The organism is Serratia sp. L9, from assembly GCF_050632285.1.
Classification (GTDB): Bacteria; Pseudomonadota; Gammaproteobacteria; order Enterobacterales; family Enterobacteriaceae; genus Chania.
In genome coordinates, this window is record NZ_CP192591.1 from 2,750,703 (window position 1) to 2,766,029 (window position 15,327).

Genomic DNA, 15,327 nt, shown 5'->3' on the forward strand with positions numbered 1-15,327 from the left:
ATCGACATTGGAGTAAACGTTGTGTCAGAAACCTCTATTTTAGCCACTGGGCAGCAGGTCATTGCTGAACTGCCATTGGTGGCAGCGCAGCCCGGTATCTGGGTTGCCGATCAGATCTCACCGCACGGTAATGCCTATGCGGTAGCCCACTATATCGAGCTGAACGGCCCGGTGAATAAAGACCATCTGCTCCAGGCTATTTCGCTCGGACTGGCCGAAGTGGACACCCTGCGCCTGCGTTTCACCGAGCGAGATGGCGTGCCGATGCAGAGCTATGACGCAACTATGCCGATCGTGGCACCGGAATGGGTAGATTTGGGCGATTCAGCAGATGCGCAGGCGGCGGCCGATGCCCTGATGCAGATCGATCTTGGCGCAGAATTGCGCGTGAGCTGTGGCAAGCCGCTGTATCGCCATATTTTAATGCGTCTGGCTGACGATCGCTGGTTCTGGTATCAGCGGTATCATCATCTGGTGGTCGACGGTTTCAGCTTTACCGCCATTGCTCGCCGTATCGCCAATATCTACTCCAGCCTGTGCCGACAGGAACAACCCGAGCCTACACCTTTCACGCCGTTCAGCGAGGTGGTGGCAGAATATCAGCAGTATCAACAGTCTCCGGGCTACCAGCGCGATGCCGATTTCTGGCTTAACAAGGCACGGCAATTACCGACGCCTGCGACCCTCTGCCCGCAGCCCCTGGCAGGACAAGCGCCGTCTACGCGTATTCACCGGTTAGCACAGCTTTGTAGTGCGCAAGACTTTTCGCCGTTGGTTCGCGCAGGCCAACAGCAGCAGCTCAGCGCCGCCGATATGGCAATGGCGCTGGTTGCCGTGTGGGTTGCGCGCCTGACCGGCCAGCCAAGCTTCAGTGCCGGGTTTATTTTTATGCGCCGCATGGGGTCTGCCGCACTCTGCGCGACCGGCCCGGTGATTAATGTATTGCCTGTCGAGATGCATGTGGCACCGCAGGCCACACTGGGGGAGATTGCTGCGCAAATCAGCCGCGAGCTTAAATTCGCTCGCCGTCATCAACGCTATGATGCCGAACAGGTGCAGCGCGATCTGGGGCGCATTGGCGATAGCCAGCCGCTGTATGGCACCGTCTTTAACTTCAAAATGTTCGACTATCAGCTCGATTTTGCCGGTATCGCCGGAATTACTCACGATCTGGCTTCTGGGCCGGTGCGCGATCTGGAAATCGCCCTGTTTATCGACGAGTCCGGCGCGCTGAAAATTGAATTGCTGGCCAATGCCGAACGCTATCAGCGTCAGGAACTGGCCGAACACCTGCAGCGCCTGCCGTTGCTGTTGCGTCAGTTTGCGGAACACCCTGCCTTGCCGGTGAGTGAAGCCGATCTGCTGACGGAGAAAGATCATGCCCTGCTGGCACGGGTGAACGATACTGCCTACCCGGTAGCGCCGCAAACCCTCAGTGGTCTGCTGGCCAGGCAAGCGGATAAAACACCGGATGCCCCGGCTTTAGCGGATCAACATTACCAGTTCAGCTACCGTGAAACCCGCGAGCAAGCCAGCGCATTGGCTCGCAAGTTGGTGGCTGAAGGCGTGCAGCCCGGTGATATTGTTGCCGTGGCACTGCCGCGCTCGGTATTTCTGTCGTTGGCACTGATGGCAATTGTGGAGGCAGGGGCGGCCTATTTGCCGCTGGATACCGGTTACCCGGATGAGCGCCTCAGCATGATGCTGGAAGATGCGGCACCGCGCCTGATTATTACCGATGCCTCTCAGCAATCACGCTTTGCGGGCCAGGGCGAAGTGCTGTTGTACGATGCACCTTTGCAGCCTGGCGCTTGCGCACCTATCGATATTCAAGGCCCGACGCCGCATCATCCTGCCTACATCATCTTCACCTCCGGCTCCACCGGGCGGCCAAAAGGCGTGTTGGTTGGGCATCAGGCCATCGTCAACCGCCTGCTGTGGATGCAACATCAGTATCCGCTGGCGGCAGACGATGTGGTGCTGCAAAAAACGCCATGCAGCTTTGATGTTTCGGTGTGGGAGTTCTTTTGGCCACTGATGGTGGGCGCGCAGTTAGTCATGGCGCCACCGGAGGCACACCGCGATCCGCAACAACTGCTGACGCTGATCGAGCGCCACAATGTTACTACCATGCACTTTGTCCCTTCGATGCTGGCGGCCTTCGTCGGTGCGTTGGACAGCGAAAGGGCGATCGCCCACTGCCAGCCGCTACGGCAGGTATTCTGCAGCGGCGAGGCGTTACCGGCAGAGCTGTGCCGCTTGTGGCAGAGCCGTACTCAGGTGCCATTACATAATCTCTATGGGCCAACCGAGGCGGCAGTGGATGTGACCTGGCATCCGGCCTTTGGTGAGCCCCTGGCGGCCGTCACTGGTGCTAACGTGCCTATTGGTTTGCCGGTGTGGAATACCGGCTTACGCATCTTGGATGCGCGGTTAAGGCCCGTTCCTCCAGGTGTAGCGGGCGATCTTTATCTCACCGGGGTGCAGTTGGCGCATGGCTATCTGGCAAGGCCGGATCTGACCGCCAGCCGTTTTGTGGCGGATCCGCAAGGCAACGGTGGGCGGATGTATCGCACTGGCGATGTGGCGCGTTGGTTGCCAGACGGGGCGGTGGAATATCTGGGGCGTAGTGACGATCAACTGAAAATTCGCGGCCAGCGCATTGAACTCAGTGAGATAGACCATGCGCTGCTTTCTTTGCCGGGCGTGCGTCAGGCGGTGGCCCATGCCTTGGTATTGGACGGCACGGTGGCCGATGCCATGGGCGGCGATGCGCGGCAACTGGTCGGTTATCTGGTGCCACAGCCAGAGGTACAACTGGATAGTGAAGCATTGCAGGCCGCACTGGCGGATCGTCTGCCGCCGCATATGGTTCCGGTTGCACTGGTTGAAATGGCCGAATTGCCGCTCAGCGCCAACGGTAAGCTCGATCGTAAAGCCTTGCCACAGCCGCAAAACGCTGCCAGAAAGGCCGGACGAAGGGCGGAACCAGGGCTGGAGACCGAAATTGCCGCCGTATTCGCCCGCTTGCTGCAACGCGAACAGGTGTTTGCCGATGACGATTTCTTTGCCTTGGGTGGACATTCGTTGCTGGCCATGCGGTTGGCGGCGGAGTTGCGGCGTGTTCTGGGTAAGGCTGTGTCGGTAGGGCAGGTGATGGTGGCTTCCAGAGTGGAGCAACTGGCTCAATTACTGGCAGAAGAGCGGACCCAGGAAGAGGCGGACCAATGCGGTTTTGACAGCGTGCTGCCGTTGCGCGTCACCGATGGCCCTACGCTGTTCTGCCTGCATCCGGCTTCCGGTTTCTCCTGGCAGTTCAGCGTGCTGCCGCGTTATATCGATCAGCATTGGTCGCTGGTGGGCATCCAGTCGCCACGGCCAGACGGGCCGCTGGCGTTGGGTGAGGATATGGATCAGGTGTGCGATGCACATTTGGCAACGGTGTTAGCCGTGCAGCCTCGGGGCCCGTATCACTTTGTTGGTTATTCCCTGGGTGGCACGTTAGCGCAGGGCATTGCGGCTCGTTTGCAGGCGCGTGGTGAGGAGGTTGCCTTCCTCGGCTTGCTGGATACCTATCCGCCAGAAACCCAGAACTGGGATGTGATGCTGGACGACAACGTGCTGAAAGAAGTGCAGCGTGAGCGTGAGCAGTTCCTGGCGGTATCGGAGGATACGCTCGATCCGGCGTTGGGTGAAACGCGGGTGGCGATGTTCGATAATATCGAGGCCAACTACGCAGACTCGGTCAGGCTGTTATCACATACCCGCACCGCAGCGTTTAAAGGGCAGGCGACGCTGTTTGTCGCCAAACGTACCTTGCAGGCCGGTATGGACGTGCAGCAAACCTGGGCGGAATATGTCGATGCGCTGCAGGTGCATGAGCTGGACTGCGCACATGTGGATATCGTTTCCCCGGCGTCGTTCAAGGTGCTCGGCCCATTGCTGAACCGGGTACTGCGAGCGCTGTAATATTCTGAGTCGGCCTCCTTTCGGGGGCCGATGGGTTATTTCCCCAGCGGCACGACCAACGGCGTATGGGAGACCGGATCGTCAATGATCACGCACTTCAGCCCGTAGACCTCTTCGATAAGTTCTGGCGTCACGATATCTTTGGGGGCCCCTTCCGCCACCACGTTACCTTCACGCATGGCGATCAGGTGCGTCGCATAGCGACAGGCATGATTGAGATCGTGCAGCACCACCACCAGGGTGTAGTTATTCACCCGGTTCAATTGGCGTAGCAGCTCCAACAGCTCGATTTGATGGGTGATATCCAGCCAGGTGGTGGGTTCATCCAGCAGCAATAACGGAGTTTGCTGTGCCAGCACCATAGCGATCCACACCCGCTGGCGTTGCCCGCCAGACAGGGTATCCACCGGTTGATCGGCCAGTTGAGCCACGCCGGTAGAACGCATAGCGTGCTCCACTGCCTGCTGATCCTCTTCCCGCCAGCGGCTGAACAGGCGCTGATGCGGGTAGCGGCCACGGGCCACCAGATCGAATACCGTAATGTCGCCTGGTGCGATTGAACTTTGTGGCAGCAGGCCTAGCTGGCGGGCCACTTCTTTGGTGGGGTATTCGCGGATTTGTCTGCCGTTGAGCCAAACCGAGCCTGCTTGCGGCTGCATTAAACGGCTGAGGGTGCGCAGCAGTGTGGACTTGCCACAGGCATTTGGGCCAATGATCACCGTCAGTTCGCCCTGAGGGATCGACACTGAAAGATCGCGTGCGACGATTTTTTTGTCGTAGCTCAGCGTCAGGTTTTCGGCACGCAGCGGTGCGGTTAACTGGGGTTCAGCATTCATTTTTTTCGTGACTCACGGATTAGCAACCAAATCAGATAGATCCCGCCCAGGCTGACGGTCAGTATGCCGACCGGCAACTGATAAGGTATAAACAACCGCTGTGCCGCTACATCGGCCAGCAAGAGCAGCAGCGCACCGGTCAATGCAGTTAGCAGCAGGACGTTTTGGTTGGCGCACAGGCGGCGGGCTATTTGCGGGGCCACCAGGGCTATAAATGAAATCGGACCTGCCACGGCGGTAGCCGTGGCAGTTAGCAGCACCCCGACAAATAACAGCAACAGGCGCGAACGCTCGACGCCAACGCCCAGGGCACAGGCGGTATCATCGCCCATTTCCAGTAGCCGCATGCGCCTGGTCAATGCGACCAACAGCAACAACGCCAGCGGGATCACGACGAGCACCGGCAGGCTCTTGGCCCAGGTAATGCCGTTGAGTGAACCCGCGCTCCATAGCCCTGCGGTCATGGCCGATTCCAGTGAAGCGCTGACAATCATCCAGGTATTAGCGGCAAACAGCAGCGCACGCACGGCGATGCCGACAATGATCAGGCGGAAGGTTTCTACCCCGTTGCGCCAGGCCAGCAGGTAAACCAGCCCGGCGGTGAGCAGGCCCCCGGCCAGAGCGCCGGAAGTAATACCGATAACCCCGCTGTTAAACAGCACTATCGCCACCAACACACCGCTGTAGGCACCGGTATTGAAACCAATCACATCCGGGCTACCCAGCGGGTTGCGCAGCAGCGATTGGAAAATAGCACCGCTCAGGCCAAGTGCTGCACCTAACAGCAAAGCCATGGCGACGCGTGGCAAACGCCACTGGGTAACGATGACTGATAGGTTGGCCGGGCCTTCGCCACGTATTGCATCAATCACCTGCGCAGCGCTGAGTTGCAGCGTACCGGAGCCAAGGGCATAAACAGCCAGTGCCAGGCAAGCAAGCAATAACAACAGCGCGGTGGCCAGCGGGCGCGCCAGCCGCCAGGGTTTTTGGGTCAGGATCAGCCGGGAAACCAACTGGCTCATCTTATCCTTCCCGCCGGAACATACGGCGCTGGCGAACCAGCACGATGAGCATCGGGGCGCCAATCAGCGAAAGCACAATCGAAACCTGCAGTTCCCCCGATACCAGAAAGCGCCCTAACAAGTCGGCACTCAACATCAGGATGGGGGTTAGCACCAGCGTCCAGGGCAGCATCCAGTGTAATTCGGAACCAGCCAGCCGCCGGGCGATATGGGGCATCATCAGCCCAACAAAAGCAATAGGGCCAACGGCTGCGGTTGCTCCACCGCAGAGTAAGGTGATGGCAACCAGGCCCAGCAATTGGGTGCGGATAATGCCGGTTCCCAGGGCCGCCGCCAGGTCATTACCCATATTCAAACTGTTGAGCGCTTTGCTGAGCCACAAGGTGATCAACGTCCCCAGCACAATTGGCGGCGTAACGGTACGTACCACGCCCATATTTTGAATATCGAGTGAACCTGCCTGCCAGAAGCGCAACTGATCGAACACCATCGGATTAAGCAGCGAGATACCGGAGGTCATTCCTTCCAGCACCGCCGCCAGCGCTACACCGGCCAGCGTCAGGCGCACGGGGTTCAGGCGGCTGCCACCCAAAGCGCCAACCAGCGCCACTAACAGCGAAGCCCCTAGCGCCCCGGCAAAGGCAAACCACATATATTCGCTGACGTTGGTCGCGCCAAAGTAGGTAATGCCCAGCACTACGGCGAATCCGGCTCCGAAGTTCACCCCCAGAATGCCAGGGTCGGCCAGTGGGTTGCGGGTGAGGGTTTGCATCAGTGCACCAGCCAGCCCGAGCGCCACACCGGCCAGCACGCCGATTAACGTCCTTGGCAGGCGGGCTTCGGTAATGATGACGCAATCCACGCCGCTGCATTGGCCATTCAGGGCATCAATAACGGTGTTGAAAGGAATGGATTTTGCCCCTAACGACAGGCTGAGCATCATCACCAGCAACAGGATGACGATGGCACAAAGGAGGCCAAGCAAACGCAGCCAGAATGAACGGGATAAGCCCAGAAATAGAAGACCCTTCTGATCGGGTAACGGGGGAGAGCAATGACTTGTAAGCCGGAACATGACAGCCCATTTTAAACTGAATATGAATGATATTTATTATCATTATTGATTGTGTTTTTCTATGGTAGCATGACAGCCTAACCAGCACTAGCGCTGTGCCTGATGAATTTTGAGCTGTTGATCAAGGATATAAGTTGTGGTGATAACAAAATGAATAAACCCTCTATTTTGCTCGATTTCGGGCTGCTGAAAACCCACCCCGCTTTTCGCGCTGTATTCTGTGCCCGCTTTATTTCGATTCTGGCATTAGGCCTGATGGCGATCGCTATCCCGGTGCAAATCCAGGCGTTAACCGGTTCCACTCTGTTGGTCGGCCTGGCGGTGACCTTGGCGGGCGGCGGGATGTTCGCTGGCTTGCTGATGGGCGGTGTATTGGCCGATCGCCATGAACGCCGCCGATTGATCCTGTTTGCCCGTTCCACCTGCGGCGTGGGGTTTATTGGCCTGAGCTTGAACGCCGCGTTACCTGAGCCTTCGCTGGCGGCTATTTATCTGCTGGCGGTATGGGACGGTTTCTTTGGGGCGGTGGGAGTCACGGCGCTACTGGCAGCGACACCGGCCATTGTGGGCCGTGAGAATATCGTTCAGGCCGGGGCGATCAGTATGCTGACCGTGCGCTTTGGTTCGATCCTTTCGCCCGCGATTGGCGGCCTGGTGATCGCCAGCGCAGGCGTCACCTGGAACTATGCGTTGGCCGCTTTGGGCACTTTGCTGACGTTAATCCCGCTATTAAAGTTACCCCGGTTGCAACCGCCTCCACAGCCGCGTGAACACCCGCTGCGGGCGTTAATTGGCGGTTTTACCTTCCTGCTGCAAAACAAGGTGATTGGTATGGTGGCGCTGATTGGTGCGCTGATGACCATGGCCAGTGCGGTACGCGTGTTATACCCGGCAATCTCCGGCATGTGGAATGTCAGTACCGGCAGTTTGGGCGTGATGTACGCAGCAGTGCCCCTGGGGGCGGCGATTGGTGCATTTACCAGCGGCCGGGTGGCGCAGGTGGCGCGTCCTGGTTGGATGATGCTGTTGACGGCCATTGCGGCTTTTGTTGCCGTGGGGCTGTTTGGCCTGATGCCGTGGTACGGCATGGCGCTGCTGTGCCTGGTGGTGTTTGGCTATCTCAGCGCACTCAATTCCTTGCTGCAATATGGCCTGATTCAAAACCTGACGCCAGATGCATTTCTGGGCCGGATTAATGGCTTGTGGACCGCTCAGAACGTGGTGGGAGATGCGCTCGGCGCTTTGCTGCTCGGTGCGATGGGGGCATTTATGCTGCCAGCAATGAGCTCAACCAGCTTTGGCCTGGGGGCGGCGCTATTGGCTGTGGTGCTGGCATTTGCCATGCGCGGCCTGCGCAACGTGAGCATGGGCGGGCCGAGCGAGGAACGCCAACCCGCCACCGAGGCTACGGGGAAATAAACAGCTTTTCCAGACGCGTCAGCAGATTGCTGGCGCTGTAATAATCCAGGCGGAAAGTGTCATTTCCCAGGGCATAAACCCGCTGGTTTTCTACCGCCGGCAGATGGGCCAGGAAACTGTTGCTCATCAGCCGCTGTGCGTCGCTTTCATCGTTGGCGAATAACAGCAAGGTCTGGCCATTCAACCCCTCAGCCAGGTTTTCTCCCCCAGTTGCACGATGTCTTTACGCGCCCCTTGGCTGGTGCTGGCATTGAGCTTTGGCGGCAAGGTTGCCAGCGTAAAGCCCAGCTGTTGCAGAAGTTTCCCTTGTGAGGAATCAGCAGTCCACAGATTGGCGTTCTTACCATCGCTGCGAAACACCAGGGCTGAGGTAGGCTGCGGCGGTAACGTCATCTGTTGCTTCAGCGCTTTCTCCCGGTTATCAAATTCGGTGACGATCTTCTCTGCCTGCGCTTCATAACCGGTGGCCTGACCAAGTATTTTGGCCAGTTCCTGCCAGCTTTTATCGTCGTAGTTCACGACCAATACTGGCGCAATGGCCGACAACTGATCAAACAGACGCACTGCGGAATCTGCGCCGGTTGCAGACATCACGATCAGATCGGGAGCCTCTCCGGCAATCGCTTCGGCATTAGGTTCGCCAATATAGAGCCGCTTCACCCCACGTTTGGCCGCGACATCGCCCCATTGATGGAAAAAGCCCTGCTTATCAGAAAGCTTGTTATTCGGCGTGGTTGCTCCACTGGCGATCACCGGTGCGCCGATCGCCAGCAAGGTGCCCGTGACCGTAACGCTGGTGGATACGATCCGTTGCGGCTGCTGATTGAGCGTTATTACGCCGTGTGATGTTTCAATGCTGCGAGGCCATTCTTGGGTAGCGGCCTGAGCCAGGCTCAGCGCCAGCATCCCAAATAGCGCCAGGCTGATCCGCAGGGGAGTTATCATTGATGAGTTCCTTTTTCTAAATGCTTATCATTCGTTGGGCTAAACCCACAAGGTTTATACCATAAATCAGGAGGTGAAGAAGTGTTTGGCATTATTGACATAGCTTACTTGGGCAGGTACTTTATCGCGATGTAATACAAATGATAATCATTATTATATCGGTTATTATTGATGAAACAAGAGGAAGTACCGATGGACGTAGTCGTTAAGGGTGCCGCACAGAAGGGCCTGCAACACAGTGAGAACCAGGCGCAGGCCACCGCGATCTCTCCAACTTCAGGTTTCTTTTTTACCTCACCTTTTCGCAGTCTGAGTACGCAGGGATGTTTTGCCAGGATCACCCTACCAGCCAATGAGGGTGACGATCTGCAAGGCAAATTCCAACAAGCCATACAGCAGGCCTTTGCACAAGCCAGATTAGCTGGCATCAAGGATCCGGTGCTGTGTGGCGCAATTCCTTTCGATACCCGCCAACCCTCGGCGCTTTTTATCCCCCAACAGACGCAGTGGTTTGAACGCGAAGCCTTGTTGGCGGATATGCAGATTGCCGATACGGCCTTGCCGGCAATTACCCGTAAAACAGAATTGCCAGAGCAAACGCAGTTTATGCAGATGGTTGCCGACGCGGTGCAGGCCACCAAGGGCGATCAATTGGATAAAGTGGTGCTTGCCCGTTTGTTGGAGATTGAAACCAGCAAGCCGGTCGATCGCCAAACATTAATGACGCGCATCATTGCCCAAAACCCTCATGGCTTCCACTTCCATGTGCCGCTGGAAGAGGGCGCCTTGGTAGGGGCCAGCCCTGAGCTGCTGCTGCGTAAATACGGTAATCAGTTCCATTCCAACCCTTTGGCTGGTTCGGCGCGGCGTGAAAGCGACCCGCAGCGGGATCGGGAAATCAGTCAGCAATTGCTGGTTTCCAGCAAGGATCTTTATGAGCATCAGATTGTCACTGAAGGCATGCGTCAGGTTCTGACCGGGCGATGCAGTCATCTGCATATTCCCGCAACCCCGGAACTGCTGAGTACCACCACGCTATGGCACCTTTCGACGCCGATCGACGGCGAAGTCGCCAGCCGGGCAGAAAATGCGCTGTCTTTGGCCTGTCTGTTGCATCCAACACCGGCCTTATGCGGCACACCAACGCTGGTGGCACGCGATCTCATCGAACAGCTTGAGCCTTTTGACCGTGACCTGTTTGGTGGCATCGTCGGTTGGTGTGACGCCGAAGGTAATGGTGAATGGGTCGTCACCATTCGCTGCGGCACCGTGAATGCCAATCAGGTTCGCCTGTTTGCCGGTGCTGGCATCGTACAGGATTCTTCCCCGCAGTCTGAATGGCACGAAACCGGCACCAAACTCAGTACCATTTTACGTGCGTTTGGCCTTAATCAAGGATAGTGAGTCCCCTATGAGTATTGTTTTTACCCCTTGGCCTGAGGATTTCGCGCGCCGTTACCGCGAACGTGGCTACTGGATCGATCAGCCGCTGACCGAAATTTTATCCCGACAGGCAGAAAATGACGCGACAGCCCTGGTAGATCCGCAACGTAGCCTGAGCTACCGCCAGTTGGAACAACTCTCCGATCGCCTGGCCGCCGCGCTGTCAAGGCGTGGGCTGGGGGCCGGTGATACCGCGCTTGTGCAGCTTGGCAACGTGGTTGAATTTTATGTGGTGTTCTTTGCCCTGCTTAAAATCGGCGTAGTGCCGGTGAACGCCCTGTTCAGCCATCAACGCAGTGAGCTGAACGCCTATGCCAGCCAGATCGAGCCTGCATTACTGATCGCCGATCGCGAGCACGCCTTGTTTGCGCAGGATCAGTTCCTGAATACCTTCACCGGGCAACACCCTTCGCTGCGCGTGGTCGGGCTGCGTAATCAAGCAGAAGGCGAGCACGCATTGGCCGCCTGGCTGGAAGAAGAACCTGGTGCTTTTGTCGCCACGCCTACCGCCGCCGATAAGGTGGCGTTTTTCCAGCTTTCTGGCGGCAGTACCGGTACACCTAAACTGATCCCACGTACCCATAATGATTACTACTACAGCATTCGCCGCAGCGTGGAGATTTGCCGCTTCGACAGCGCGACCCGTTATCTGTGCGCATTGCCGGTCGCCCATAATTATCCCATGAGTTCGCCGGGTGTACTGGGCGTGTTCTACGCTGCCGGGCGGGTGGTGTTTGCCACCGATCCTGCGGCTGCCCAATGCTTCAAACTTATCGAACAGCATCAGATCACGGTCACCGCGCTGGTGCCGCCAGCCGTTACCCTTTGGCTGCAGGCGATTGAAGAGTGGGGCAGTAATCAGCAATTGGCCAGTCTGACGCTATTGCAGGTTGGCGGGGCCAAACTGGGGAAACCCTGGCTGCCCGTATCCGCAATGAGATTGGCTGCCAGCTGCAGCAGGTGTTTGGCATGGCCGAAGGGCTGGTGAATTACACGTTGCTGGATGACGACGACCAACACATTCTTGCCACCCAAGGCACGCCAATGTGCCCGGATGATGAGCTGTGGGTAGCCGATGAGCAGGGCAACCCTCTGCCGGTAGGGGAAACTGGCCGGTTGATGACCCGTGGGCCTTATACCTTCCGTGGCTATTATCGGAGCCCAGCGCATAACGCCGAAGCCTTTGATCAGCAGGGTTTCTACTGTTCGGGTGACCTGATCAGCCTGACTGAAGACGGTTATGTGCTGGTGCAGGGGCGGCAGAAAGATCAGATCAATCGTGGCGGCGAGAAAATTGCCGCAGAGGAAGTTGAAAACCTGCTGCTGCGCCATCCGGCAGTGATAAATGCCGCGCTGGTTTCAATGCCAGATACGCTGATGGGCGAAAAAAGCTGTGCCTTTATTGTGGCGCACGATGCCGTTAAACCGGTGATTTTCCGCCGCCATCTGCGTGAACAAGGCGTTGCCGAATTCAAATTGCCCGATCGCTTTATCCTGGTGGAATCATTGCCATTAACCCCGGTGGGTAAAGTCGATAAAAAACTTCTGCGCGAACGTCTGGAAGCGCAACAATTGGCTCAGGCTCAGGGAGAATAATCATGGCCATTCCAAAACTTAACGATTACGCGCTACCAGCACCGACTGAACTGCCGGTCAACAAGGTGAACTGGGTCTTTGAGCCGCAACGTGCCGCGCTGCTGATCCACGATATGCAGCAATATTTCCTCAATTTTTGGGGGAAGACAGCCCGTTGATCAAGCAGGTGGTGGATAACATCGCCGCTCTGCGCCGCTACTGCAAACAGCAGGGTATCCCGGTGTTTTATACCGCCCAGCCTAATCAGCAAAGTGATGAAGACCGTGCATTGCTGAATGACATGTGGGGGCCAGGTTTGAACAAACACCCGGAGCAGCAGGCAGTGGTTAGCGCACTGGCACCGGATGCCGATGATACGGTGCTGGTTAAATGGCGCTACAGCGCATTCCATCGTTCACCGTTGCAGGAAATTTTGCAGGAGAGTGGTCGCGATCAGCTGATTATCTGTGGCGTTTACGCGCATATTGGCTGTATGACCACCGCTATCGACGCATTTATGAGAAATATCAAACCCTTTATGGTGGCCGATGGTCTGGCGGATTTCTCGCGTGATGAACACTTGATGGCGTTGCGCTACACCGCCGGGCGTTGTGGACGCGTGGTGATGACCGCAGATCTGTTACCTGGCATGGCTAGCATCGATGCGCTGCGCCAGCAGATTATCCCGCTGCTTGATGAAGACAGCGAAGAGATCGGTAATGATGAAAACCTGATTGATTACGGTCTGGATTCAGTACGTATTATGGAGTTGGCAACCCGTTGGCGGAAAATCCGCGAAGATATCGATTTTATCGCGCTGGCAAGATCACCGACAATCGATAGCTGGTGGGTGCTGCTGTCCGAGGGGAAATCCTGATGACGACTGGGCATGATTTTGCAGGTAAACGGGTCTGGGTGACCGGTGCCGGGGCAGGGATTGGTTATCAGACCGCGTTGGCGTTTTTGCGTAGCGGTGCGGAAGTTATCGGTTTCGACCTGCGTTTTGACGAACAGGACTACCCCTTCCAGACAGAAGTGCTGGATATCGCCGATGGGGACGCTGTTGATAGCCTTTGCCAGCGTTTGCTGGCCGAGCATCAGCAACTGGATGTGCTGGTTAACGGAGCCGGTATTTTGCGTATGGGGCTGGCTGATGAGACCAGCAGCGCAGACTGGCTGGCCTGTATGGCGGTCAACGCCGGTGGCGCATTTAATATGTTCCGCCAGACCTTGCCGGTTTTCCGCCGTCAGCGGCGTGGGGCCATCGTCAGCGTAGCCTCTAACGCGGCCCATGTGCCTCGTGTAGGCATGGCTGCATATTGTGCTTCCAAGGCCGCTTTACGCAGCCTGTGCCAGACCGTGGGGCTGGAGATGGCACCTTTCGGCGTGCGTTGTAATCTGGTTTCCCCCGGTTCGACCAATACCCCGATGCAACGTGGGATGTGGCAGGATGAAAGTGGCGAACGCAACACCATCAATGGCTTCCCTGAACAGTTTAAGTTAGGGATCCCGCTGGGCAAGATTGCCCAACCGCAGGAAATTGCCGATGCCATTTTATTCCTGGCTTCTGACCGGGCTGGTCATATCACTATGCAGGATATCGTGATTGACGGTGGGGCCACCTTGGCTGCTTGAGCTTGATGTGATTAATTTTGTTTCAGGGGGCCAATTAGGCTCCCTTGTTATTTCTGGCCGTGGGCGTTCATATCCTGTTACGGGAGTAACAATGTGACATGCTCAGTCCTCTTTCTGTTGGGGGGAGGGGATAATCACCAGGCTAAGGTGCGCAGAGCAGATACGAAAAAAGCGCCTAAAGGCGCTTTTTTCTGAATGGGTGGGTCGTGCAGGGTAGATTCGGCCTTTGGCCTCACCCTGCGGGCAACGCGTTGCGTTGTCGTCTCGCTACGCTCGGCGCGAACCTGAACGCAGGTTCTCATCCAACACGACTTCTTTGCCCGGGTAAAATTGAAGATGGCAGAGAGTGTGCGGAGCAGATACGAAAAAAGCGCCTAAAGGCGCTTCTTTCTGAATGGGTGGGTCGTGCAGGATAGATTCGGCCTTTGGCCTCACCCTACGGGCAACGCGTTGCGTTGTCGTCTCGCTACGCTCGGCTCGAACCTGAACGCAGGTTCTCATCCAACACGACTTCTTTGCTCGGGTAAAATTGAAGATGGCAGAGAGTGTGTGGAGCAGATACGAAAAAAGCGCCTAAAGGCGCTTCTTTCTGAATTGGTGGGTCGTGCAGGATAGATTCGGCCTTTGGCCTCACCCTGCGGGCAACGCGTCGCGTTGTCGTCTCGCTACGCTCGGCTCGAACCTGAACGCAGGTTCTCATCCAACACGACTTCTTTGCTCGGGTAAAATTGAAGATGGCAGAGAGTGTGTGGAGCAGATACGAAAAAAGCGCCTAAAGGCGCTTCTTTCTGAATTGGTGGGTCGTGCAGGATAGATTCGGCCTTTGGCCTCACCCTGCGGGCAACGCGTCGCGTTGTCGTCTCGCTACGCTCGGCTCGAACCTGAACGCAGGTTCTCATCCAACACGACTTCTTTGCTCGGGTAAAATTGAAGATGGCAGAGAGTGTGTGGAGCAGATACGAAAAAAGCGCCTAAAGGCGCTTCTTTCTGAATTGGTGGGTCGTGCAGGATTCGAACCTGCGACCAATTGATTAAAAGTCAACTGCTCTACCAACTGAGCTAACGACCCGCAGAAGTGGTGGGTGATGACGGGCTCGAACCGCCGACCCCCTCCGTGTAAAGGAGATGCTCTACCAACTGAGCTAATCACCCACTTCAGGACTTCCAGGTTACTGCTAAATGAGAGAATGATGGTGGGTGATGACGGGCTCGAACCGCCGACCCCCTCCGTGTAAAGGAGATGCTCTACCAACTGAGCTAATCACCCTCATTGTTCTCATTTCTTACTGCTTGACAAGATGGTGGGTGATGACGGGCTCGAACCGCCGACCCCCTCCGTGTAAAGGAGATGCTCTACCAACTGAGCTAATCACCCCGTCTTGTTGGAGTCGCATTATAGGGATAGTTG

At 56.8% G+C, this 15,327-nt stretch carries 7 protein-coding genes, 4 tRNA genes, 4 other RNA genes and 3 pseudogenes; 6 read left to right on the forward strand and 12 right to left on the reverse strand.

Going from position 1 to position 15,327, the window contains the following annotated elements; translation table 11 throughout:
* Positions 1–21 precede the first annotated feature (21 nt).
* Entirely contained in the window at positions 22–3,969 is a 3,948-nt protein-coding gene (locus tag ACQ86O_RS12970; protein WP_431225539.1) for an enterobactin synthase subunit F, read from the forward strand.
* A gap of 35 nt (positions 3,970–4,004) precedes the next feature.
* On the opposite strand, the gene ACQ86O_RS12975 is transcribed toward ACQ86O_RS12970, so the two are convergent.
* Genes ACQ86O_RS12975 through fepD form a run of 3 tightly spaced genes read right to left on the reverse strand, consistent with a single transcriptional unit; the run spans position 4,005 to position 6,902 of the window.
* Positions 4,005–4,805, reverse strand: coding sequence for an ATP-binding cassette domain-containing protein (locus tag ACQ86O_RS12975; protein WP_431225540.1), 801 nt, complete (start codon positions 4,803–4,805; stop codon positions 4,005–4,007).
* Positions 4,802–5,827 carry an iron-enterobactin ABC transporter permease gene (gene fepG, locus ACQ86O_RS12980; RefSeq protein ID WP_431225541.1) on the reverse strand — a complete coding sequence of 342 codons (1,026 nt, stop codon included), beginning with the start codon at positions 5,825–5,827 and terminating at the stop codon, positions 4,802–4,804. Before fepG ends, ACQ86O_RS12975 begins: the two co-directional genes overlap by 4 nt.
* A 1-nt stretch (position 5,828) precedes the next feature.
* Positions 5,829–6,902: a Fe(3+)-siderophore ABC transporter permease gene (fepD, locus tag ACQ86O_RS12985; RefSeq protein WP_431225542.1), complete on the reverse strand. Its 1,074-nt coding sequence runs from the start codon at positions 6,900–6,902 to the stop codon at positions 5,829–5,831.
* A 150-nt stretch (positions 6,903–7,052) separates the two neighbouring features.
* Between fepD and entS the strand changes: the two genes are divergently transcribed.
* On the forward strand, positions 7,053–8,321 hold the full coding sequence (gene entS / locus ACQ86O_RS12990) for an enterobactin transporter EntS (protein ID WP_431225543.1): 1,269 nt from the start codon (positions 7,053–7,055) through the stop codon (positions 8,319–8,321).
* Here the strand turns inward: entS and fepB are convergent.
* Positions 8,308–9,266 (reverse strand): annotated as a pseudogene (fepB, locus tag ACQ86O_RS12995) (Fe2+-enterobactin ABC transporter substrate-binding protein). The gene entS and the pseudogene fepB sit on opposite strands and share 14 nt — an antisense overlap.
* A 192-nt stretch (positions 9,267–9,458) precedes the next feature.
* Here fepB and ACQ86O_RS13000 point away from each other — a divergent pair.
* The 4 genes and pseudogenes from ACQ86O_RS13000 (at position 9,459) to dhbA (ending at position 13,919) form a co-directional block, all read left to right on the forward strand.
* Positions 9,459–10,667, forward strand: a complete 1,209-nt coding sequence (locus tag ACQ86O_RS13000; RefSeq protein WP_431225544.1) for an isochorismate synthase — start codon at positions 9,459–9,461, stop codon at positions 10,665–10,667.
* Positions 10,668–10,677: 10 nt separating this feature from the next.
* Positions 10,678–12,305, forward strand: a pseudogene (locus tag ACQ86O_RS13005) ((2,3-dihydroxybenzoyl)adenylate synthase).
* A 2-nt stretch (positions 12,306–12,307) separates the two neighbouring features.
* A pseudogene (locus tag ACQ86O_RS13010) lies at positions 12,308–13,161 on the forward strand (isochorismatase family protein).
* Positions 13,161–13,919: a 2,3-dihydro-2,3-dihydroxybenzoate dehydrogenase gene (dhbA, locus tag ACQ86O_RS13015; RefSeq protein WP_431225545.1), complete on the forward strand. Its 759-nt coding sequence runs from the start codon at positions 13,161–13,163 to the stop codon at positions 13,917–13,919. The pseudogene ACQ86O_RS13010 and the gene dhbA overlap by 1 nt, the downstream one beginning before the upstream one ends.
* Positions 13,920–14,116: 197 nt before the next feature.
* On the opposite strand, the gene ACQ86O_RS13020 is transcribed toward dhbA, so the two are convergent.
* From ACQ86O_RS13020 to ACQ86O_RS13055, 8 genes are all read right to left on the reverse strand, one after another.
* Positions 14,117–14,242: non-coding RNA, RtT sRNA (locus ACQ86O_RS13020), on the reverse strand.
* Between the two features lie 73 nt (positions 14,243–14,315).
* Positions 14,316–14,441, reverse strand: a non-coding RNA gene (locus ACQ86O_RS13025) — RtT sRNA.
* Positions 14,442–14,514: 73 nt separating this feature from the next.
* Positions 14,515–14,640: non-coding RNA, RtT sRNA (locus tag ACQ86O_RS13030), on the reverse strand.
* Between the two features lie 73 nt (positions 14,641–14,713).
* Positions 14,714–14,839: non-coding RNA, RtT sRNA (locus tag ACQ86O_RS13035), on the reverse strand.
* A 73-nt stretch (positions 14,840–14,912) separates the two neighbouring features.
* Positions 14,913–14,988 (reverse strand) — tRNA-Lys (locus ACQ86O_RS13040).
* 7 nt (positions 14,989–14,995) lie between these two features.
* Positions 14,996–15,071: transfer RNA gene (locus ACQ86O_RS13045), tRNA-Val, on the reverse strand.
* Between the two features lie 39 nt (positions 15,072–15,110).
* Positions 15,111–15,186, reverse strand: a tRNA-Val gene (locus tag ACQ86O_RS13050).
* A 32-nt stretch (positions 15,187–15,218) separates the two neighbouring features.
* Positions 15,219–15,294 (reverse strand) — tRNA-Val (locus ACQ86O_RS13055).
* Positions 15,295–15,327 lie beyond the last annotated feature (33 nt).

Bases quoted from the DNA above. Each gene is read 5' to 3' on its own strand.
- fepG (WP_431225541.1), bottom strand. From the start codon at position 5,827: ATGAGCCAGTTGGTTTCCCGGCTGATCCTGACCCAAAAACCCTGGCGG.
- dhbA (WP_431225545.1), top strand. From the start codon at position 13,161: ATGACGACTGGGCATGATTTTGCAGGTAAACGGGTCTGGGTGACCGGT.
- ACQ86O_RS13000 (WP_431225544.1), top strand. From the start codon at position 9,459: ATGGACGTAGTCGTTAAGGGTGCCGCACAGAAGGGCCTGCAACACAGT.
- fepD (WP_431225542.1), bottom strand. From the start codon at position 6,902: ATGTTCCGGCTTACAAGTCATTGCTCTCCCCCGTTACCCGATCAGAAG.
- ACQ86O_RS12975 (WP_431225540.1), bottom strand. From the start codon at position 4,805: ATGAATGCTGAACCCCAGTTAACCGCACCGCTGCGTGCCGAAAACCTG.
- entS (WP_431225543.1), top strand. From the start codon at position 7,053: ATGAATAAACCCTCTATTTTGCTCGATTTCGGGCTGCTGAAAACCCAC.